Origin of the sequence: Hyalangium gracile (assembly GCF_020103725.1) — a bacterium.
Lineage (GTDB): Bacteria > Myxococcota > Myxococcia > Myxococcales > Myxococcaceae > Hyalangium > Hyalangium gracile.
In genome coordinates, this window is record NZ_JAHXBG010000008.1 from 437,360 (window position 1) to 457,508 (window position 20,149).

Sequence of the window (20,149 nt, forward strand, 5' to 3'; positions counted from 1 at the left end):
GCACGCGACGAGGAGCCCACCATGGAGCGCCCACCTGACTTCGAGCTGCACCCAGCCCTGCTGCCAGCGGGCACGGTGGTGGGGCGCTGGCGCGTGGTGGCCTGGGCGGGCCGGGGCGTGCACGGCGCCGTCTATCGCGCGGTCCAGGTGGGGCAGGAGCAGGCGCCTGCCGTGGCGCTCAAGCTGGCCCTGTTCCCGGAGGATCCCCGCTTCGAGCGCGAGGGCGAGCTGCTGTCGCGCATGCGCCACCCCAGCATTCCGCGGCTGTGGGGCTCCGGGGAGTGGCAGGCGCCGGGCGGCACGCTGCATCCGTTCGTGGCGATGGATTGGGTGGATGGAGCGCCGCTCTATGAGCAGGCCTTGTACCCGCGCGCTTCTCCGCAGGTGCGGCGGATGCTGGCCCAGCTGGCACGCGCGCTCCAGGAGCTCCACGCCCAGGGGGCCGTTCATCGGGACGTAAAGGGCGACAACATCCTGGTGCGCTATGCCGACGGGCGTGCGCTGCTCACGGACTTCGGCACGTGCCACTACCCGGGAGCGGCCACCCTCACGCCGCTCACCGTGCACCCAGGCACGCCCGCCTACCGCTCTCCGGAGGCCTGGTGCGTGGAGTTCAACCGCCACCGCTCGGTGCAGTACCGCGCGCGAGCGAGCGATGACCTCTTCGCGCTGGGAGTGACGGCGTGCCGGCTGGTGACTGGTGAGTATCCGGAGCTGAGTGCGCCGTGGAGGGATGAGAGCGGGCAGTGGCACGTGGACTGCGTGAGGCTTCCCGCCGCGCTGCGGAGGAAGGGGCACATCGAGCCAGTGCTGCGCACGTGGATCCGTCGTCTGCTCTCGGTGCGTCCGGAGGAGCGAGGAACGGCGGAGCAGCTGGCCGAGGCCCTGGAGCAGGACGCGCTGCCTGCTCTCGCGGACGCGCCTGCGCCGCGTCTCAGTCAGCCTCGCCCCGCGGCCCCCGCTCCTGAGGGGCCGGCGGATGCCGTGCCCGTGCCTGTGGTGAGCACACGCGGCGGGTGGGCCTGGCTCGCCCTGGCGGCGGTGCTGGCGGTGGCCATGTGCGCATGGGCAGTGGGGGCGTTGCGGACCGAGGACTCGGCCTCCCTGGCACTCGCTGGGGATGAGGCCGCTGGCCGCTCGGACGCGGGGACGGTGGGGCTCGGCGAGGCTGCTGCGTCCACGTCCATGAGCACCGCTGCTGAATTTCCAGAGCCGAAGGGGATAGCGGAGGACACGCTGCCCGCGCCGCTGCCGGAGCAACTCCGGCCCGATTCCAAGGGGCGCTGCCCGCAGAAGAAGCAGGTGGCCTTCAACGGAGGCTGCTGGTGGGAGACGCCACTGGACCGAGAGGCCTGTGAGGAGGCGGCCCTCAACATCCACATGGGCAGCATGTTCAAGAACAAGTGCTACATGCCAGTGCTGAGGCACGGCCGACAACCCAACTCCAGCCCCATGGGCACTCCCTGAGGTACTCCGTGGACAACGGAAATGGCGGCACCGCGCCCCTGAGATTCAGGAGCGCGGCGCCGCCGTGACGAGGGCTGTCCTCTTGCGGAGCGCACGTTGGGAAGCGCTGCGGACAGCGCCCGCTCGGGGCCGGTGGCGCATAACGACCTGAGCGCGCGGCGCGCGACCCAGCAGGCAGGACCGTTGCAGCGGCGCGGCGCTACGTGGGAGACAGCGGGGAGGCGGCGAGCGTCCAGTCGTCAGCGCCGGGCGGGAGGTTGTCCCCGCAGGGCGTCTGGAGCTGACGCACAGGCGTCACCCGGCGGCTCCTCCTCTTCTCCGTGGCTGCTCTCTACCCTGATCACCTCCTCGCACGAAGGGGTGACACATGCTGCGGTGGCGAGTTCTCTGGAAGGCCGAAGCGCTGTTGCTGGTGTTGGTCCTTGGGTGCACCAGCATCCCGAAGGTTCCCCTCGTGGAGGACACCGGCCAGGGCAGAGCCGTCGTCCACGTTCCCCGCACCGTTGACCTGCAACCGATGGAGCTGGAGGAAGAGGAGTTCCAGCAGGCTGTGAGACGCCTTGCGCGCGAGGTGCGGCTGACAGGCACTCCGCGCCAGACGGCGGAGCAGGCGTTTCAGATGGACCCGCAGAGCGGCGATTACCTCTACCTCCAGCAGGATCAGAAGCTGGTGCCAGCAGGGCCCGGCGCGCCCTGGGACGCCCCGGTGACGAAAGAGGATCTGGCTTTGGCGGAACGCTATCGGCTCTGGTGCCAGAGCGCCTACAACTTCTACGGAGACTGTCTCGGGGGCGCGCTGGTGGGTGGCCGCTACCTGGACATGCAAGGCCGCAACGTCTGGGCTCTGGCCATGAGCAAGAGCCCGGTGCTGGACGAGATGAAGAAGGCGCTTGGAGAGATGGTCGAATTCCGCGCGCTTGTCAGCACGGCCCTGTGGACGTTGGGTTCCATGCTGCTGATCATGCTCCTCAATCCCATGGCTCCGGGGTTGGTGGCGGCGCTGGGCGTCGGGATGCTCCTGTATGTGGGCTATGACACGCTCCGCAACCTCGTGACGGGCTGGAGTGAGTTGACGGAGGCGGCGAAGGTGGCAACCACCTTCGAGCAGCTCCGCGAGGCGGGCGAGAGGTTTGGGAAGATCATCGGGCGAGAGGCCGCGCGCGCGTTCGCCATGCTGCTGGTCGCGGCGATTGGCTCGACGGCGCCACTGTTCGCGGCGAAGGTGCCGACGCTGCCCGGCTCGGCGCAGGTGGCCATACAGGCCGAAGCTCAGGCAGGCATCTCGCTGCCCGCGCTGGGCGCGGTGGAGGAGATCGCGGTCACTGCCGAGGGCGTGAGCATCACGCTGCCCGCGAACGTGGTCGCTATGGCGGCGCGGCCTGGTCGCGGCAAGGGTCCTTGCGTCGACACGCACCACATCGCCACCATCTGCAACGACAAGGACACCAGGCGCGGGGGCCCGTGGACCCCAAGGTTCCGGGAGATCTTCGCCAAGGCGGGAATGTCGATGGAGGACCCGGCGAACAAGATGCCACTGGCGGGGCATTACGGACCACACCCCGAGCGGTATCACCAGATCGTTCTCAGGGAACTGCTCGAAGCAACGGCGACCTGTCGCAGCGTCGTGGAGTGCCGTGCGAGGCTGAAGGAGGCCCTCAAGGAACTGGCGAAGGAAATCGCAACCCCGGGAACACAACTGAACCAACTCGTCACCCGGTAGCAACCGCGCTAAGTGGAGTCCATGTCCAAGCGCTTTTTCGAGCTAGCCGACGACGTGACGTTCCCGAACCGTTGGCACTTGGCGATGCCCCGGAACACCCAGGGCGTCAAAGTGGACGATTACGAGTTCTGGAGAGGAACGCCCGTCCACATCAAGAGCCGCTTGAGAATCCCCATCGAGGTCGAGGGCAAGCCGCTGGACTACTCAGAGGCGGGTCTTAACATCCCGGTGGTCCATGTCCGAGTCGCGTCCATGTTCGCGGAGTTGGCCCCGGACGACGTGCAACTGATCCCCGTGGATGTGGAGGGCCAGCCGGACCAGTACCTCATCCTCGTGGCTACTCGCTTGATCCGCTGTATCGACGAACAGGCGTCCCGGATTCGGCTCTGGACCCATGAGAACGGCATTCCAGAGATGGTCGGTAGATATGCCTCCGTGCGTGACATGCGCATCGACAAGGCCAAGGTGGGAAGCACGAAGGTGTTTCGCTGTGAAGGGTGGAGCAGCCCGCTGATCGTGGCCGAGCAGATCAAGGACGCCTTGGAAGGCATGGGGGCCACAGGGACGCGATTCGAGGACGTCTAGTCAAGCGACACTGACGTGAACCTACTCGTGGAGTAGGCTGCGAGGGGACCTGGGAGCGTCTGGCTCCACTGCACGAGGCCCTCACCATGGAGCGCCCACCTGACTTCGAGCTGCACCCAGCCCTGCTGCCAGCGGGCACGGTGGTGGGGCGCTGGCGCGTGGTGGCCTGGGCGGGCCGGGGCGTGCACGGTGCCGTCTATCGCGCGGTCCAGGTGGGGCAGGAGCAGGCGCCTGCCGTGGCGCTCAAGCTGGCGCTCCTCACGAAGGAGGAGGCGAGCGCTCGGGGTGAGGCATCCGCTCGCAGAGAACACGCTGGTACGGGTCGCTAGGGGCCCGGATCGGTTCGTGCTCAACAACCCGAACCCCTTCATCGTGCCGACGTCGGGCGGCGTCATCGCGCCCACCATGATTCAGACGGGCTAGGGGAACGCCCAGGACAGGCGCCGAGCGTGCTGGATCTGCACCAGCCGCTGGGCACGGTAGTGGCGACGGGGAACAAGCACGCATTGGTGGCGGCCTTCCTGGCAAAGCACTTCGGGGGGGCGGCGTGCCGTTCGACGGCAGGCCTCTGGACACCATCACCGCGAAGGAATACCACGCCCTCGCTGCCGCAACGCTGGTGAAACTGCGCGGCGAGTGCCATGGCGCGGACGTGCGCCAGCCGACGCCGACGCTCACCGCAGGCCGCACCTACGTGACGGAGGTGCGGGCCTTCCTTATGGCCTACTACTCGAACGGCGGAGAGTGGGTGGAGCCGCGCCAGCCGATGCCGTCGATCGTGTCCAAGGACTGCTTTGGCATCGTCACCGTGAACGGGGACGACTACGAGATTGAGGATATTGGAATGAGGATGCTCGGTTCGGACTAGCTGGCGTGAGCACAGTTCGTTCGCTTCGCGGACGAGATTGACCTCAGCGCGGCGACCGCGAAGGCTGACCAGGCCAGCCTCATCGGGAACTCCGTCTGCCCCGAGGTGGCAGAGGCCATCGTCCGAGCGAACCTCAGTGGGTCCGGCGTGCACCGGAGGGCGGCATGACCGCCTCGTGGCCAACCAGGGTTGTTGATCGATTCCTACCGGCGTGCTGAGAAGAGGGAGTATTGGAGCGGTCTAGCTGCTGTGACGTTCTGGGCCCACCTTAAGCCGGGAAGAGACAGGGAGCGATGGAGAAGCGATACCAAGTATTCATCAGTTCGACCTACAACGACCTTCGAGAGGAGCGAACGAAGGTTTTCCAGACCATCATGCAGTTGGATTGCATCCCTGCCGGGATGGAACTGTTTCCGGCAGCCGACGAGGAGCAGTGGAAGTTCATTAAGAGAGTGATCAACGACTGCGACTACTATCTACTCATAATTGGTGGTCGATATGGGTCGTTGACGACGGAGGGCATCAGTTTTACCGAGAAAGAGTATGACTATGCTGTGCAGCAGGGGTTGAAGGTAATCGCGCTGATTCACGGGCAACCCGATCAGATTGCGGCAGGCAAGACGGACAAGTCCCCAGCGGCGGCTAAGAAACTCGCCAAGTTTCGTGAGAAGGCATCGACTGGGCGCTTGGTCCAATACTGGAAGGAGCCAAGCGACCTACCGGGACTGGTGGCGCTTAGCCTGAGCATGACGATGAAACTCTACCCTGCCATAGGGTGGGTACGTGCAAATGCGGTTGCGAGTAGCGAGGTGTTGGCGGACCTGAACGAACTCAGAAAGCGCAATAAAGACTTGGAGGAGCAACTCGCCAAGGTCCAGGCCAAGGGAAAAGAGTCGGTGTTCGCCGGAAGAACCTACGACGAACTGTATACAGTCTTGAATGAGGAAAAGGTCTATGTCGTCGTAGGCGACCCAGAAGAGGAGAGGGAGACCACCGCGCTCGTAGCCATGATTGCGTTCGCCGACGACTTGGCGCGTGGAGTTTCAAATGCATTCGGCGCGTCCAAATCAGAGGCTCGCCTCTTTTACGGAGTGGCAACGCGGCTCTCCGTCTACGGCCTTACCGACTTTACCCCCATTCCACGTAACGTGGCGTGGCAACGGTTGGCTTTGACGGATACAGGAAAGAAGTTCGTTGCCGCCGTCAAAGCGAAAAGGGCAGCCAAGAAAAAGGCAGAGCAGAGCAACACCACCAAGTCTGAGGCCGCATCCCTCAAGAGCGGCTCCGCGGCCAGCGCAGCGCCGCTGTCAGAACTGTCGGAGATTGCATCGGCCCCAGGGACGCCGACAGGCGCGCTTGGACAAGAGAAGGCACAGAACGAGGTGCCAGTGAAGCGCGTAGCGTTGAAGAAGGCGCCTCCAACCGAATGAAGCCCTGAGCGAGCCTATACAGACCCCGGGAACATAGTCGGTTCCATAAACGACCCAGTAAGCAACTGCCCGAAATGAGCGTCGAGAGCGCCTGAGAGAGGACCGGTGGATCGCGCACCGCTGCTTCTCCTCATGAACCGTGGCGAGCCCAAGACCCCAGATGAGCAGCAGCGGCGTGAGGCACGGCGCCAGTACCTGAAGCAGGCCCCAGTGGGACTGGCCGCCGAAGCCGCCCAGCCTCGCCTCCTCCCAACGCCTGCTGCTCCAAGGCATACGTCGTCACGTGCTACTGCAGTGGCGCCCGGGAATGCCCGGACCATCCAGGCCCGGTGTGCTTCGGAACGTGGGGTCACGACTAAGGGCAGGAGAAAGCCCCTCCTCCAGCGAGGAGGACGGGGCGGGGTGCTCCGGGCCCGGCGAGGTGAAAGTCACCGGCACCGGTCGTGCTTCACCTCTCGAAAGAGCTTCCCCGTGAACTCCAGCAGGATGGGAGGCCCGTACGCGGAGCAGAACTCGTAGGGCTTGAGGATCATCAGCCGACTGTCCTTACGGGCCTCGAAGTAATGGTCCTCGGGCGGGGAGAAGATCTCCCCGGTGTTCCAGTCGATGACGAAGACGACCAGGCACCCGGTACCGCAGCCGATGTCCTCCACCGCGTAGAAGTGCCCCGCGAAGTTGGGCTCCTTCGCCTCCGCCCAGGCTTGCGTGAGCCGCGTGCGATAGCGGCGGGCCTTCTTGTTCCACTGGAGCGCGGCCTTGGCCTTCAAGGGAACCGACGTCGCGGGGAACGCCTTGAACTGGGTCTCGAAGAAGGGTGTGAGGGAGTCGGGATCCGCTTCAGCATGCCCAGTCGAGGCGACCCCGAGCGCCAGGACGAGGGAGAGGGTGCGAAGAGCGAAAGGGCGTTGCCAGGAATTCATGTCCGCGAGATTAGTTGGGTTTCGACACACCATGGCATTCCAGATCCGCCACGCCGTCTCCACCGACGCCGCCTTGCTGCCGGACATCGAGCACTCGGCCGGGGAGCTCTTCCGCACCCTGCCGGACCTGGCCTGGATTGCCGACACGGGAGTCATGTCGGCGGAGGTCCACCTGGGCCGCATTGCCCAGGGGACTGTCTGGGTGGCGCAGCTCGAGGAAGGCCCCCTCGTCGGCTTCCTCAATGCGGAGCGAGTGGGCGACGAGCTGCACATCTGGGAGTTCGCGGTCCACTCGAGCCATCAGGGCCGCGGCGTGGGTCGGCGGTTCATGGAGACGGTGGAGGCGTACGCCCGGCGGGAGGGGATTTCAGCCCTCACCCTGACCACCTTCCGCGGTGTTCCCTGGAATGAGCCCTTCTATGCCCGCCTCGGCTTCGAGACGCTGGAGGGGGACGCGATCGGTGAGCGCCTGTCCGCCGTCCTGCGGGATGAAGCCCTGAAGGGGCTGCCAGCCGAGCGCCGATGCGCGATGCGCCGGCTCCTCTCCCCGGGGGGGTGAGGGGTCGCCCCATCACCCCGCGTGGGTTCTTCTCAGGCGCTGAGAGGAACTTCCAATCGGGAGCATCTTTTTCATGCCCTGAGGCGCCGTCCGGGAAACCTGGGACACCCGGTAGGGATAATCCGGGCATGAGACTCAATAACAACCACCCTGTACACACTCCCCAGCGGGTCCTCGACCCCAAAACCCCGTCCACCGCGCTCGCGAAGCGCGAGGGGACCGCCGCTCGCCCTGCCCTGAAGGATGGGTTCGAGAGCAAGGCGCTCACCCGGAACACGCTCGCGGCGCCCAAGCCGGGGGCGGGGGACGTCCAGTCCCAGCTCCGGCAGCAGTTCGGCACGCTCGCCGCGGACAAGCAGCAGTTCCACGACACGCTGCGCGGCGTCTTCGGCGAGGGCTATGACGCCGCCAAGGCCGAGCAGTTCCGCCAGCAGGCGCAGGCGGGGGACTTTGGCTGGATGCCGCCCGTGAAGTACGTGGGCGCCGACGTGCTCGGCGAGGCCCACGGCGCGTATGACGCCGAGTCCGGCACGGTGTTCCTGAACAGCGCGCTCCAGGGGGACCCCTCGCTGGCGGCGGCCACCTATGTGGAGGAGGCCGGGCACCACCTGGATGCGCAGCTGAACACCGTGGACTCGCAGGGCGACGAGGGCGAGCTGTTCCGGCGCGTGCTCGGCGGCGAGAAGCTCACCCAGGCCCAGGTGGCGGAGATCCGCGCGGAGAACGACAAGGGCACCATCCAGGTTCACGGCAAGAACGTGGAGGTGGAGTTCTGGAAGCCCTTCAAGGCCATCGGCAAGGCGTTCAACAAGGTGGTGGACGTCGTCAAGGACGCCGTGGACACGGTGGTGGACACCGCGAAGAACGTCGTGAACACGGTGGGCAACGCCATCGGCAATGCCGCCCAGGCGGTGGGGGACTTCGTCGGCAACGTGGCGAACAAGGTCGTCTCTGGCGTCAAGGGCGCGCTGCAGTTCTTCGGCCTGGGCTCGCAGCCGGATCGCCAGTTCGACGGCAAGCTGGTGGGCGCCGACGGCCAGACGTTCGAGCCCGGCACGCCGCTCGATCAGATCCCCGGCGTGACGCCCTGGGGCAACCCCAACCCGACGGAGACGGTCATCTACGTCAACGGCATCTCCACGGACCTGGCGGGCCAGCAGGCGGAGATGCGGCACGTCGCGGAGGCCTCGGGCGCTCGCGTGGTGGGCGTGCACAACTCCACCGAGGGCGCGGGCGCGGACCTCATCCAGTGCGTGAAGGACAAGCTGGACAAGGGCACCAACCCCGCCGTGGACACGCTGGCGGACACCGTCTACGCGGAGCTGAAGGCGGGCCGGGACGTGCACCTGATGGGCTACAGCCAGGGGGCGCTCGTCACCTCGCGCGCGCTCAAGCACCTGGCCAACCGGCTGCGCATCGAGGACGGGATGTCCCAGGCGCAGGTCGAGCAGTACATGAGCCGCATCAAGGTGGAGACCTTCGGTGGCGCCGCGGCCAGCTACCCGGATGGCCCCCAGTACGTGCACTACGTGAACGACCGGGACATCGTCCCCCTGTTCTTCGGACAGGGCAACGCGCTGGATCCGTTCCGCGATCCGGGTCGCGGCGCGGTGGTGCACCACTTCTCCGAGGCGAGCATCTTCAAGCCCGGTGAGGCGCACCTGCTCAACGGCACCTACATGAAGCACCGGGTGCCCTTCGACCAGGCCCGCCGCGGGGAGTTCTGAGCCGCGCCCCGAGCCCTCCGCCGCTGGGCGACATGTCGCTCTTCGTCGAGGTCGTGACGACGGGTGCCATCACAGCCGCGGCGGAGCGCCTGGGAGAACGTAGGTTGACGAAGGGCCCGCCGGACCGGGCGCTTCAGGCCTCCGCAGGCCGAGGGCTGAAGCGAAGAGGCGAAGGCACCGCAGACGCGCCTCCGCGGACCGCTCGAGGGGACGCAGGATGAACTCGTCCGTCCCATAGCGGTGGCGGAGGGCCTCGAGCTTCTCACGGCACTGGGTGGGGGTGCCCACGATGGCCAGCTCGCCCGGACAGTCCAGGGATTCGCGCGCCAGCGCGTGCGCCTCCCGCTCTGTTTCCGCGCACACCCCCGCGATGGCGACCACCCACTCGGGGCGGGGCTGCCCCAGCCGCGGACGGAAGCTCTGGCGGTAGTGCTCGACGACGGCCGTGCGGTCCTGGCTGAAGGGATGGGCGAGCGACCAGCCGAAGCAGGTGCCATACCGGGCAGCCAGCTCCGCTGTCTCGAGGCTGCTGGAGCCATGCAGCCAGACGGGGAGGCTGTCCTCCTCGGGTGGGTTGAAGGTGAGTGGCGACTCGTCACGCAGCAAGCCCATCAGCTCACCGAACCGCCGAGCGAACTCGGCGCGGCTCTGTGACTCAGGCGCCACCTCGTGGTCCAGCATGGCCCTCATGACCGCGGAGTTGGCCTTGCCTCCGGCGACGCCCAGATCGAGCCTTCCCGAGAAGAAGCTGTTCAGCGTCCGGAAGGCCTTGGCCACGCGCATGGGGCTGTGGAGCCTCAGCAGGATGCCCGCCACGCCCACTCGCAGCTGCTCCGTGGCACCGAGGATGAGGGGCAGCAACGTCTCGGGGCTGTGGTGGGCCACGTCCAGCTGGTGGTGCTCGGCAAGCCAGTAACGAGAGAAGCCCAGGGAGTCCGCGGCACGGGCCAGGCACAGCGTGTCGAACAGCGCCTTGCGGGCGTGGGTGCCCGGGCTGATGGGACTGAAGTCGAGGACGCCCAGCCGGATGCCTGTACTCATGGGGATACCGGTCCATGCGGGCGGCGTGGAAAGGAGCTCCCACGCCGCTGCCGCGCGCGTTCAGCCGAAGATGGCCTTGCTGTTGACCGCCATCGCCAGGGCAGCGATGTTCGAGGTCGAGATGGCGTCGGTGTACCAGGAGAGCAGGAAGCACGCCGCATCCGAGGAGTTGATCTGGTCGACGTGGCCATAATGCCCCGTGCTGAACTGCCCACCACTGATGACCGGTCGGATGTCGAAGTATCGCGCGCCCAGGGTGAGCTGTCCGAAGATGCTCGTGGTCTGAGTGATGACGTTGCCGGCGTTGGCAAACGCGGTCCCCGAGGACAAGGTGCTCATGCCCGAGTCATGAGTGATGTAGCCGCATTGGCCCATGTGTGTGTTCCTCGGTAGTGGTGCTTCGGGGGGGGAATGAATGGTAGCCAGTTGCGATGTGCCGGGCTGTCGGCCACTTCACGAGAGACCTGTGAATGGACTCACAGGTCGGTCGAGGCGCCCGCGCTCGAGAGAGCCTTCAGATCCTGCGCGGAGCCGTTGAAAAAGCTCTGGTCCACCGCGCCTGGAATGCCACTCACCTTGCCTGACTCCGTGTACTGCCAGAACTGCCAGTGCTTCCATCCGGGAGGCAGCGCCGGCTGCTGGCCGGGGTGGCTCGTGTACTGAGCGAGCCACAGCGGATGGTCATTGAAGTAGGGATGGTCGCAGAAGCTCGTCCGCCAGGTCTGATGGTTCGTGTAGATCATCGGCTTGCGCCCGAGCTCCTTCTGCACGCCCTGGGAGAAGCGCTGCAGCATCCCGGCGAGCTCCGCGCAGGTGAAGGCCTGGTACTCGTCCTTGAACTCCTCTACGTCCACGACGGGGGGCAGCTCTCCCGGGTCACTCTTCAGGTGCTGGGTGAAGTTGGCGACCTGCTGGTCCACGTCATGCTTCGGGTGGAAGAAGTGGTAGGCCCCTCTGGGCAACCCCGCCTTCCTGGCCCCGCTCCAGTGCGCGGCGAAGTGTGAGTCCACCACGCTCGTGGCGTCCGTCGCCTTGACGAAGACGAAGGAGAGAGAGTCCTTCGCGGCGTTCCAGTCCACAGTCGGCTGGTAGTGAGAGACGTCGATGCCCTGCACTCGCGCCTGGGGCGCCTGGGCCGCGACGGGTGCCGTTGCCTCGGTGGAGCCGTTGCTGGGGGGCGGAGCCGCGCTTGGAACCACGGGCTCAGGCGCTGCTGCTCGAACCTGGAGTGTCGTTGAGGGAGCTGAACAGGCCACGAGCAGCGGCATGGCTCCCATCATCGCCAGAGACTTCGCATGCTCCATCCATGAACTCATCCATGCACTCCTTCAATCAATAGACGACGAAGTTGAGGGTGACGCTGGGCCGGACCCGCTGCGGCCCGGCCATGGGCAGATGGACGCCACCTCCCAGGACGAGCCCCAGCTCCCTGCCGCGAAAGGAAGGGGAGTAGGTGAGGAACGCGTCCGCGCCGCTGCCCGTCAGGGAATGGAAGTCCGAGGAGAGCCCCCCGGCGACGCCTACCGGCCCTCCACCCGGAAGAACTGCCGGACTTGAAGCTCCTCGTCCCCCTGCACCCAGATGTCCGGATCCTTGAGGTGGATACGGCCGTCCTTGTCCGTGAACTCGTAGGAGATGACCTTCTGGACCGGGCCCGTGGGGAGCGGCCCACCGGGCTGCGCCGGGGTGGACGGCTCCTCGCGAGCTGTCGCCGTCCCTCCCTTGCTCTGTTGCCGCAGCTCGAAGACGGCGTTGGAGAGACTCTTCAGGGCGAGCTCATGCTCGCGACGGAACTTCTCGAAGTCTGTGTCCCGGGACGTGAGCAGGGCCTGATACTTCTCATCCAGCGTCCCTTGGGTCACCAGCTGGCCGTGCGCCACGTCGAGCTTCGTGTTCAGCTCCTGTAGATGCTTTTCGCTCTCGGTGAGCTTGCCTTGGAGCTGACGCTGATACTCGTCATAGCGGTGCTGCCAGTCCGCCTCCTTGTAGTGATGATAGGCATAGGCGCCACCCACGGCGGAGCCGATGACAAGCAAGGCGAGCCGCGTGATTCCTGATGGTATATGCAGCAAAGGAATTGCTACCTCGGTGCGTGGCGTGCCGACGGGGTTAGCAATGCCAGTGCCAGCTTCGAGGGCCACCGAGGCTCGCGCGGCAAGACCACTCGGTGTGTATGTTTGTCCATGCCCCCCCATGGAGTCGCTTCGATGCACCCGCGGCAATCGTCGGCAGCCTGATTTCCGGAGGTTCTGGGGCGTACTGGCGGGAAAGCAGTAGCAGGCGGAACGCCGTGCACGCCCTCATCGGCCGCGTGGGACGTCCCTGATGAACCTTACGGGCAGGCGCCCGGGAGCCAAGGTGCCACGTCGCGAAACGCCACATCGTGGTGAACGGCCACAGACGTCATCTAGGCGAGCGATCAGGCTGCCACCTGCCTGCCGGCTCGCGAGCCTGCCCCGCGAGTGTGTCAGCGCACCGCCAGGGGGAGGACGGCCGCGGCGCGGAGGCTGGCCACCGCCTTGTGGTAGTCACTGAGCGCGTCCACCTCGCGCACGGCGGCCTCGGCGGATGTCTGCTCCCGGAGGTTGACGAAGAGCAATGTGCTCTCGCCGAGCTCGAAGCGGGTGCGCTCGGCCTGCTCGAGCTCACGCGCCAGTCTCAGCTCCCGCCGCGCCACCTCCACGCGCTCGCGAGCGGCCTCCAGCGCGGAGAGCGCGTCCCGCACCTCGGCCCCCACCCGGTCCCGCTGCAGCCGGAGCTGGGCCTCCAGCCGCGCCAGCCCCGCCTCCGCCTGGCGGGCCCGGCCGGTGGCTCCCCGGTTGAGGGTGGGCAGCTCCACCTGGAGCCCTATCTCCAGCTCCGGCTTGCCGCGCTTCGCGGGGCCCGCGCCCAGGTCTCTAGCGGCCGCCACGCTCACGTCCACCGCGGGCGCACGCTGGTTCCGCGCGAGCCGCTGCTCCACCTGCTGCTGCGCGCGAGCCGCCTCCAGCCGCAACACCTCCGGCCGGCGAGCGAGCACGCTCTCCAGCTCCACCGGCCCCACCGCCTGCTCGGCGGGCTCGGGCTCGGGGAAGTGCTCCGGCAGCCGCGTGGGTTCGGGCACCACGGGCAGCCCCTCCATGTTCCTCAGGAAGAGGGACAGCTCGATGGCGCTCTGCTGAAGCAGCCGCTCGGCGGCCACCACCTGGCCCTCGCGCTGCACCAGCGCCCGTTGATTGTCCACCTGCTCGAAGGCCGCCAGATCGCCGTTACTCACCCGCTGCTGCAGCTGGGTGTCCCGGTCGCGCGCCAGCTGCCGCAGCGCCACCGCGATGGAGTAGCGGCGGCCCGCCGCCACCCAGTCCCAATATCGCAGCGTGGCGGCACGGGTGGCCTCCAGCCGGCTCTGGGCCACCGCGTGTCCAGCGGCCTCCGTGCCCAGCCGTGCCCGGGCGAGCTGCGCCCTCCGCCTGTCGATGGGCCCATTGCGCCAGAGCGGCACGCTCACGCCCGCGCGCAGCTCCCCGAGCGCGTTCGTCTCGTACTGCTCCGCGTAGGAGGGGAACTCTCCACCCCCATAGCGCCAGCCCGCGAAGAGGTTGGCCCCCCACAGGCTCGTCGGCTGCTCCACGGTGCCCTCCAGGCGCGTGGCGGGGTAGCCGCCCACGGGGGTGCTCACCGCCCGTGCCTTCACCTGCGGATCGAACCCTCCCTGGGCTGCCAGCAGCTCGGCCTCCGCGCCCTCGGCCTCCCAGCGCGCCGCCTCGATGGCGGGGGAGTGCCGCTCCACCGCGACGAGCACTTCCTCGAGCGAGAGGGACTCCCTCGGAGCTCCGGCATCCGCCTCCGCCCACGCCAGCACCGGGCCCAGCAGCCACACCAGGAGCCCGGCGCGCCACGCCGCGTGCTTCACTTCTTCGCCTCCTGCTTCGCCGGCTCGGGCATGTCCACCGAGGGCGGGAAACCGTTGAAGCGGCGCCACAGCTCATAGCCGAGCCGCACGCGGTTGAGGAACACCCACCCATTCACCCGCACGCCCTGCCGCAGGTACGCGGCCGAGGGCCACGCCTCATCCTTCTCGTCGGGGACGACCAGGATGCGGAACTTCCCCTTCCCATCATCCGTGGAGTCGATGAGCGCCACCTTCCCACCAAAGGTGCCCACCGCCACCGAGGGCCAGCCGCTGAACTGCACCGCCGGCCAGCCCTCGAACTGGAGCCGCACGTGCCGTCCCTCCGAGAGCAGGGGAACGTCATTGCCCTCCACCCAGAGCTCCACCGCGCGGGACTCGGTGTCCGGCACGAGCACCACCAGCGGATCCCCCGCCTTCAGCAGCTCGCCGCCGAGGCCGCCCACCAGCCGCAGCACGGTGGCATCCATGGGCGCGCGCACCTGCTGGGTGCGCTGACGGGCCAGGCGCACATCCATGCGAGCCAGCTCCGCCTGTCCGGAGGCCACCTCCGCCAGGGCCGCCGCGCGCGAGGCCCGGGCGTCCTCCACCGCGGCGGACACGTCGTTGCCCACCCGGCCCTGGTCCGCGCGCAGGGCCGCCTCCTCACTGCGCGCCGCGCTCAGCGCCACCCGGGCCCGCTCCGCCTCGGTGCTGGCGCGCACGGCCTCCAGCTCCGCGAGCTCCACGGCGCGCGTGGAGGTGAGCCCGCCCGCCGCCAGCCGCTGCTGACGCTCGAGGTTGAGCTGGGCGGTGCGGTGCGCCGCCTCGGCCGCCTCGAGCGCGCGGCTGGCCGCGTGGGTGCGATCCACCGCCATGGCCACGCGCGCCACGGCCGCGGAGGTGGCCTGGGTGCGCGAGCCGGTGAGCTGCCCCACGCGGGCCTCGAGCGCCGCCGCGCGCGCCTTCGCCGCCTCCACCCGCTGGCTCACCGCCTCGCGCTCCTGCTCGAGCCGCGAGAGCAGCTGCGGATCGTTGTCGCTCAGCTCCGCCAGGAGATCGCCCTTGCGCACGCGGCTGCCCTCGCGGACCTCCCAGCGCTCCACGCGGCCCTCGACGGGGGCCTCGACGTACTGCTGGCGCTCCACCGGGGTGAAGGCCACCACCCGGCCGGTGCCGATGGCGGTCTGCTGCCAGGGCGCGAGCACGAGCACCGCGACGGTGGTGGCCACCAGGGCCACCAGCACGCGCGCCAGCACGTGGGCCGCGCGGGGGGCTCGTACCAGGGTGAAGGCGGCCCGCTCCACCTGCTCGTGGGTGAGGGGCAGGGAGTGGGAATGGCCAGCCATGTTCAGCGTCCTCCTCGGGGTGTCCCCGCCATCAGCTGCGTGAGGGTGTAGCGCTGGGGAATGCGCCGCACGGCCTCATCCTCCTCGCTGCAGAGCACCACCAGCGTCCAGGGCGCACCCTTGGCGAGCAGGGCGTCCATCACCTCCCGGCGGCCGCGCACGCCGAGCCCCTCGAGCGCGTCGTCCAGGACGAGGAGGCGGGGAGCGCCGGCCAGGGCGCGCGCCACCATCAGCCGCCGCACCTGCCCGCTGGACAGCGGGGCGCCTCCCGGCCCCAGCGGGGTGTCCAGGCCCTGGGGCAGCGCGAGGACGGGCTCCAGCAGCCCCACCGAGGCGAGCGCCTTGCGCACCTCGGCCGGGCCCACCCTGGCACGGCCCACCTGCACGTTCTCCATCACGGAGCCCTCCAGCAGCTCCACCCCGCGCACCAGCGCCACCTGGGTGCGCAGCTCGGCCAGCGAGGCGCGGCGTGTGTCCACCCCCGCCAGCTCCACCCGGCCGCGGGTGGGCATGCGCATGCCGAAGAGCAGGTCCGCCAGGGTGCTCTTGCCCACGCCGCTGTCGGCGAGGATGGCCACCTTCGCGCCCGCGGCCAGCTCCAGCCCGAGCCCCCCCAGCGCCGGCCTGCCCTCGGCGTACTCGAAGTGGACGTCGTGCAGCCGCACCGTCAGCCCGCCTGGCCGCGCCAGCAGGGTCTCCCGGTGGGGGCCCTCCTCCTCGAGCGGCAGGTCCACCAGGTGTCCCAGCTTGTCCACCGCGGCCAGCAAATCGTAGAAGTTCTCCACGTGCTTGCCGAACTTGACGAACGAGGCGAGCACGGCGGTGACGATGAGCTCGGCGGCGACGAGCTGGCCCAGGGTGAGCTCCCGCTGGATGACGAGCCAGCCGCCCAGCCCGAGCAGCAGGGCGCTGGCCACCACCTGGAGCCCCAGCGAGCCCACCACCTGGCGGAACACGATGGAGAAGTGGCGCTGCCGCGTCCCCAGGTAGCGCCGGGCCAGCACGTCCGCCTGCGCCTCGGCGTACGCGGTGCCGTCCTTCGAGCGGAAGGTGAGCGGGTGCCGGGCCAGCTCCTCCAGCCAGGCGGCCACCGCGTACTTGGACTTGGACTCCTCGATGGCGGTGTCCGTGCCCCGCTGGCCCAGCACCAGGACGATGACGAACGTGGCCGCGATGAGCAGCACGTCGAAGGCGAGCAGCACCGGGTGGTAGAAGGCCAGCACCATCATGCCGATGAGGGCCTGGAGCACCAGGCTGACGCCGTCGATCAGGAAGACGGCCAGCGTCTTCTGGATGGTGAGCACGTCGAAGAAGCGGTTGACGAGCTCCGGGCCATAGCTGCGATCAAAGGCCTCGCGACGCACCCGGGGGATGCGGTGCGCGGCGTCCAGCGCCACGCGCACGAAGATGCGCTGCTGGATGATCTCCACCACATGGATGTGGAGCGCCCGGAGCATGGCCGCGAAGGCGAGCGCGCCCATCACCAGGATGGAGAGGACGACGAGGGGCTGCAGCAGCGAGCCGAACGCCACCGAGTTCACCAGCGCCTGCACGGCGATAGGGGTGGCCAGCGAGAGCATGCCCGCGGCGACGGCATAGACGAGGACGACCTTCAGATCGTCCCGCTCCAGCCACAGCAGGGAGCGCAGCCGCTGCATGGGGGTGGGATGCTCGCCGCCGTGGCCTCCACCGCCTCCTACCCGTTCCAGCGGCATGGTGGGCACCGCTACCACCCAGTCCAGTGGCTGGGTCTGGCTGGTCGCGCCTGCCATGGCCATGAGCTTCGGCCCGCGCACCCAGCGAGGCCGAGGCTCCGTCTGCCCCATCATGACGACGCGCACCTGCTCGCGCCGGCGCTCTGAGAGGAGCACCCAGCCCATGGGCCCCAGAATGACGGCAGGCAGCGTGAGGCCTCCCGCGAGTACCTCCTTCACCGACATGCGCTGGCACACGCCGCGCAGGCCTACCGCCGCGCAGGCCTCCTGCAAGCGCTCCGTCCACGCCTCGGACGGGCGCTCAGGATGGGCGCGGCTCCAGCGGTGGAGCGCCATCGGATCCACGGCGACACCGGCGGGTTCGCCCAGGGCCTCCAGTACCGGCAGCAGCGCCTCCGGGGTGAAGGGAGCGGCACGGAGTTCCTCGTGCGATGCATGGGCGGGCGACCGTGCCTCCGTAGGGGACGTGCTCTCGAGGGTGAACGTTCCAGAAGCCTGCGACTCGCTCAGCGGTTGAATCATGAGGCGTGTGTTCTCCGCGCGGTCCCTGAAACTAAGCATTGGGAGAATTGATTCCTGTCAAAGCACCATTGAAAAAACGAAATCGGCAGTTTCAAGAAAGCTCACTCCGGGGGCGCTCGCGCTCCGTGCCAGTGGCGCGTAGGCTCCCGCCGTGTCCCCGAGCCCTCCGCTGTTGGATGACATGCTGCTCTTCGTTGAAGTCGTGGCGACGGGCGGCATCACGGCCGCGGCGGAGCGGCTGGGCCTGCGCAAGTCGACGGTGAGCCGCCGGCTCGCGGCGCTCGAGGAGCGGCTGGGGACACGGCTGCTCGAGCGCAACACGCGCAGGCTGCGCCTCACGGAGGTGGGGCGCCAGTACCACGCGGAGTGCTCGCGGCTCGTCGCGGAGGCGCGGGAGGTCAACCGCGCGCTGAGCGAGTCTCGCGACACACCTCAGGGCACGCTGCGCATCGCGACCCTCTCGCTGCTCGGCGAGCTGCTCACGCCCGTCATCGCCGAGTTCCTCCTGCGCGAGCCTCGGATGCGCGTGGAGGTCTCCCTCGCCCAGGCGCACGTGGACCTGATCGCCGAGGAGTATGATCTCGCGCTGCGCACCGGACCGCTGGCCGACTCCACGCTGATGTCGCGCCGGCTCGGGCTCGTGCGCACCGGCTATTACGCCAGCCCCGCCTATCTCGGCAGCCGCGGCACGCCTCGTTCTCCCGAGGAGCTGCAGGGACACGAGTGCGTCCTGCTGGCCGAGCCCGGCACGGACGAGGTCTGGTTCTTCGGGGAAGGGAAGGGCGCACGGACGGTGCCGGTGAGCGGCCGGCTGCGCGTGCCCAGTGTCCGCGCCGGTCAGGCGGCGGCAAGGGCGGGGCTGGGCGTGGTGCGGCTGCCCGCGTCCCTGGTCCCGGAGGATGTCCGCGCCGGGATGCTCGTGCCCATCCTGGCGTCCGAGACACCTCCCGGCATCCCCGTCTTCGCCGTCTACCCCAGCAGCCGCCAGCTGGCTCCGAAGGTGCGCGCCTTCTTGGGCATGCTTCTGGAGCGCAGCGCCGCGGTTCCCTGGGAGGCAGAGGTTCCTCCCACCGCTCCTCGTTCTCCCCGGTCTCGCGGCTGAGCCCTGGTGCCCTGAAGGGACTTCGCGGAACAGTGCGTTTCCCCACGGGCTCTCGTCCCCCAGGGCCACCCCCATTACATCTTCCGCACACCGAGGCGCGGTCTACCGACCGAGGCCTCTTCAGGAGGACACGTCATGGCAGGGGAAGTCATCGAGGTGGGGGATGCGGAGTTCCAGCGCGAGGTGCTCGAGTCCAAGCAGCCGGTGTTGGTGGACTTCATGGCGACGTGGTGCCCTCCGTGCCGCGTCCTCGCTCCGGTCCTCGAAACCCTGGCCTCCGAGTACAAGGGGCGGGTGAAGTTCGCCAAGCTCAACGTCGATGACCACCAGCGGACGCCAGAGGAGTACGGCATCCGAGCGATGCCGACGCTGCTCGTCTTCAAGGAGGGCAGGGTGGTCAAGCAGATCGTCGGCGCGGTGCCTCGCGCGAAGCTGGAAGAGGCGCTCCGTCCGCTGGTCTCCTGAAGCCCTGTCCCTTCCATGGGGGCTTGTTAGATTCCGCGCCCCATGGAACCTCTCAATGGAAGGACGGCGCTCGTCACGGGCGCCAGCGCGGGCATCGGTGAGGCCTGCGCCATCGCCCTCTCGCGCGCGGGAGCCAGTCTCGTCCTGACGGGCCGCCGCCGCGATCGGCTCGAGGCCCTGGCCGCGAAGCTCGGCACGCCCTCGCACGTCATCGAGCTGGATGTGCGCTCGCGCCCGGAGGTCGAAGCGAAGCTCTCCTCGCTGCCGGCCCCGTTCGCCGAGGTGGACATCCTCGTCAACAACGCCGGCCTGGGCCTGGGCCTTGAGCCCGCCCACGCCGCGTCGCTCGACGACTGGGAGACGATGGTCGACACCAACTGCAAGGGCCTCCTCTATGTGACGCGAGCGCTCCTGCCCGGCATGGTGCAGCGCAACCGTGGCCACGTCGTGAACCTCGGCTCGATCGCCGCCACGTACCCCTACCCGGGCGGCAACGTCTACGGCGCGACCAAGGCCTTCGTGCACCAGTTCACCGAGAACCTGAAGGCGGACCTGGCAGGCACCCGCGTGCGCGTCACCTGCGTGGAGCCCGGCATGGTGCAGACGGACTTCTCCACCGTGCGCTTCAAGGGCGATGCCGAGCGTGCGAGCAAGGTCTACGAGGGCATGGAGCCGCTCGTGGCCGCGGACATCGCGGACATCGTGCTGTTCTGCGTGACTCGCCCGCCCCACGTGAACCTCAACGTCGTTGAGGTCATGCCCGCGGACCAGGGCTTCGGTCCCTTCAACGTCAAGCGCCGGTAGCCAGTGC

19 protein-coding genes are annotated in these 20,149 nt (G+C 68.3%); 11 read left to right on the top strand and 8 right to left on the bottom strand.

Going from position 1 to position 20,149, the window contains the following annotated elements; translation table 11 throughout:
• Positions 1-21 precede the first annotated feature (21 nt).
• The 6 genes from KY572_RS19220 (at position 22) to KY572_RS19245 (ending at position 6,070) form a co-directional block, all read left to right on the top strand.
• Positions 22-1,467 (top strand): serine/threonine-protein kinase, encoded by a 1,446-nt coding sequence (locus KY572_RS19220; protein ID WP_224244325.1) that lies wholly within the window; start codon positions 22-24, stop codon positions 1,465-1,467.
• A gap of 367 nt (positions 1,468-1,834) precedes the next feature.
• Positions 1,835-3,187, top strand: coding sequence for an AHH domain-containing protein (locus tag KY572_RS19225; RefSeq protein ID WP_224244326.1), 1,353 nt, complete (start codon positions 1,835-1,837; stop codon positions 3,185-3,187).
• Positions 3,188-3,208: 21 nt separating this feature from the next.
• Positions 3,209-3,772: an imm11 family protein gene (locus tag KY572_RS19230; protein ID WP_224244327.1), complete on the top strand. Its 564-nt coding sequence runs from the start codon at positions 3,209-3,211 to the stop codon at positions 3,770-3,772.
• Between the two features lie 86 nt (positions 3,773-3,858).
• Positions 3,859-4,101 carry a hypothetical protein gene (locus KY572_RS19235; protein ID WP_407659974.1) on the top strand — a complete coding sequence of 81 codons (243 nt, stop codon included), beginning with the start codon at positions 3,859-3,861 and terminating at the stop codon, positions 4,099-4,101.
• A 218-nt stretch (positions 4,102-4,319) separates the two neighbouring features.
• On the top strand, positions 4,320-4,640 hold the full coding sequence (locus KY572_RS19240; RefSeq protein WP_224244328.1) for a hypothetical protein: 321 nt from the start codon (positions 4,320-4,322) through the stop codon (positions 4,638-4,640).
• 293 nt (positions 4,641-4,933) lie between these two features.
• Positions 4,934-6,070: a DUF4062 domain-containing protein gene (locus tag KY572_RS19245; RefSeq protein ID WP_224244329.1), complete on the top strand. Its 1,137-nt coding sequence runs from the start codon at positions 4,934-4,936 to the stop codon at positions 6,068-6,070.
• 428 nt (positions 6,071-6,498) lie between these two features.
• Here the strand turns inward: KY572_RS19245 and KY572_RS19250 are convergent, their stop codons facing one another.
• Complete coding sequence (locus KY572_RS19250; RefSeq protein ID WP_224244330.1) at positions 6,499-6,837, bottom strand: hypothetical protein; 339 nt, start codon at positions 6,835-6,837, stop codon at positions 6,499-6,501.
• A 184-nt stretch (positions 6,838-7,021) separates the two neighbouring features.
• Here KY572_RS19250 and KY572_RS19255 point away from each other — a divergent pair, with 184 nt between their 5' ends.
• Complete coding sequence (locus KY572_RS19255) at positions 7,022-7,549, top strand: GNAT family N-acetyltransferase (protein WP_224244331.1); 528 nt, start codon at positions 7,022-7,024, stop codon at positions 7,547-7,549.
• 128 nt (positions 7,550-7,677) lie between these two features.
• Complete coding sequence (locus tag KY572_RS47820) at positions 7,678-9,276, top strand: PE-PPE domain-containing protein (RefSeq protein WP_317987868.1); 1,599 nt, start codon at positions 7,678-7,680, stop codon at positions 9,274-9,276.
• A 69-nt stretch (positions 9,277-9,345) separates the two neighbouring features.
• Here KY572_RS47820 and KY572_RS19265 read toward each other — a convergent pair whose 3' ends face one another.
• The 7 genes from KY572_RS19265 to KY572_RS19295 form a co-directional block, all read right to left on the bottom strand.
• Positions 9,346-10,317, bottom strand: coding sequence for an MsnO8 family LLM class oxidoreductase (locus tag KY572_RS19265; RefSeq protein ID WP_224244332.1), 972 nt, complete (start codon positions 10,315-10,317; stop codon positions 9,346-9,348).
• A 60-nt stretch (positions 10,318-10,377) separates the two neighbouring features.
• Positions 10,378-10,692: a hypothetical protein gene (locus KY572_RS19270; RefSeq protein ID WP_224244333.1), complete on the bottom strand. Its 315-nt coding sequence runs from the start codon at positions 10,690-10,692 to the stop codon at positions 10,378-10,380.
• A gap of 101 nt (positions 10,693-10,793) precedes the next feature.
• The gene (locus KY572_RS19275) at positions 10,794-11,516 is read right to left on the bottom strand and encodes a glycoside hydrolase family 25 protein (protein WP_224244334.1); all 723 of its coding nucleotides are present in this window, start codon (positions 11,514-11,516) and stop codon (positions 10,794-10,796) included.
• A gap of 321 nt (positions 11,517-11,837) precedes the next feature.
• Entirely contained in the window at positions 11,838-12,353 is a 516-nt protein-coding gene (locus KY572_RS19280; protein WP_224244335.1) for a hypothetical protein, read from the bottom strand.
• 431 nt (positions 12,354-12,784) lie between these two features.
• Positions 12,785-14,209, bottom strand: coding sequence for a TolC family protein (locus KY572_RS19285; RefSeq protein ID WP_224244336.1), 1,425 nt, complete (start codon positions 14,207-14,209; stop codon positions 12,785-12,787).
• Positions 14,206-15,534 (bottom strand): HlyD family secretion protein, encoded by a 1,329-nt coding sequence (locus KY572_RS19290; RefSeq protein WP_224244337.1) that lies wholly within the window; start codon positions 15,532-15,534, stop codon positions 14,206-14,208. Before KY572_RS19290 ends, KY572_RS19285 begins: the two co-directional genes overlap by 4 nt.
• Before the next feature lie 2 nt (positions 15,535-15,536).
• Entirely contained in the window at positions 15,537-17,771 is a 2,235-nt protein-coding gene (locus tag KY572_RS19295; protein WP_224244338.1) for a peptidase domain-containing ABC transporter, read from the bottom strand.
• Positions 17,772-17,952: 181 nt separating this feature from the next.
• On the opposite strand from KY572_RS19295, the gene KY572_RS19300 reads away from it, so the two are divergent.
• From KY572_RS19300 to KY572_RS19310, 3 genes are all read left to right on the top strand, one after another.
• Complete coding sequence (locus tag KY572_RS19300; protein ID WP_224244339.1) at positions 17,953-18,873, top strand: LysR family transcriptional regulator; 921 nt, start codon at positions 17,953-17,955, stop codon at positions 18,871-18,873.
• A 135-nt stretch (positions 18,874-19,008) separates the two neighbouring features.
• The gene (trxA, locus tag KY572_RS19305; protein WP_224244340.1) at positions 19,009-19,338 is read left to right on the top strand and encodes a thioredoxin; all 330 of its coding nucleotides are present in this window, start codon (positions 19,009-19,011) and stop codon (positions 19,336-19,338) included.
• A 42-nt stretch (positions 19,339-19,380) separates the two neighbouring features.
• Entirely contained in the window at positions 19,381-20,142 is a 762-nt protein-coding gene (locus tag KY572_RS19310; RefSeq protein WP_224244341.1) for an SDR family oxidoreductase, read from the top strand.
• The last annotated feature ends 7 nt before the right edge of the window (positions 20,143-20,149 follow it).

Coding starts and splice junctions, on each gene's coding strand:
- KY572_RS19270 (WP_224244333.1), bottom strand. CDS start 10,692: ATGGGCCAATGCGGCTACATCACTCATGACTCGGGCATGAGCACCTTG.
- KY572_RS19265 (WP_224244332.1), bottom strand. CDS start 10,317: ATGAGTACAGGCATCCGGCTGGGCGTCCTCGACTTCAGTCCCATCAGC.
- KY572_RS19290 (WP_224244337.1), bottom strand. CDS start 15,534: ATGGCTGGCCATTCCCACTCCCTGCCCCTCACCCACGAGCAGGTGGAG.
- KY572_RS19310 (WP_224244341.1), top strand. CDS start 19,381: ATGGAACCTCTCAATGGAAGGACGGCGCTCGTCACGGGCGCCAGCGCG.
- trxA (WP_224244340.1), top strand. CDS start 19,009: ATGGCAGGGGAAGTCATCGAGGTGGGGGATGCGGAGTTCCAGCGCGAG.
- KY572_RS19255 (WP_224244331.1), top strand. CDS start 7,022: ATGGCATTCCAGATCCGCCACGCCGTCTCCACCGACGCCGCCTTGCTG.
- KY572_RS19230 (WP_224244327.1), top strand. CDS start 3,209: ATGTCCAAGCGCTTTTTCGAGCTAGCCGACGACGTGACGTTCCCGAAC.
- KY572_RS19245 (WP_224244329.1), top strand. CDS start 4,934: ATGGAGAAGCGATACCAAGTATTCATCAGTTCGACCTACAACGACCTT.
- KY572_RS19235 (WP_407659974.1), top strand. CDS start 3,859: ATGGAGCGCCCACCTGACTTCGAGCTGCACCCAGCCCTGCTGCCAGCG.
- KY572_RS19220 (WP_224244325.1), top strand. CDS start 22: ATGGAGCGCCCACCTGACTTCGAGCTGCACCCAGCCCTGCTGCCAGCG.
- KY572_RS19300 (WP_224244339.1), top strand. CDS start 17,953: ATGCTGCTCTTCGTTGAAGTCGTGGCGACGGGCGGCATCACGGCCGCG.
- KY572_RS47820 (WP_317987868.1), top strand. CDS start 7,678: ATGAGACTCAATAACAACCACCCTGTACACACTCCCCAGCGGGTCCTC.
- KY572_RS19225 (WP_224244326.1), top strand. CDS start 1,835: ATGCTGCGGTGGCGAGTTCTCTGGAAGGCCGAAGCGCTGTTGCTGGTG.
- KY572_RS19295 (WP_224244338.1), bottom strand. CDS start 17,771: ATGATTCAACCGCTGAGCGAGTCGCAGGCTTCTGGAACGTTCACCCTC.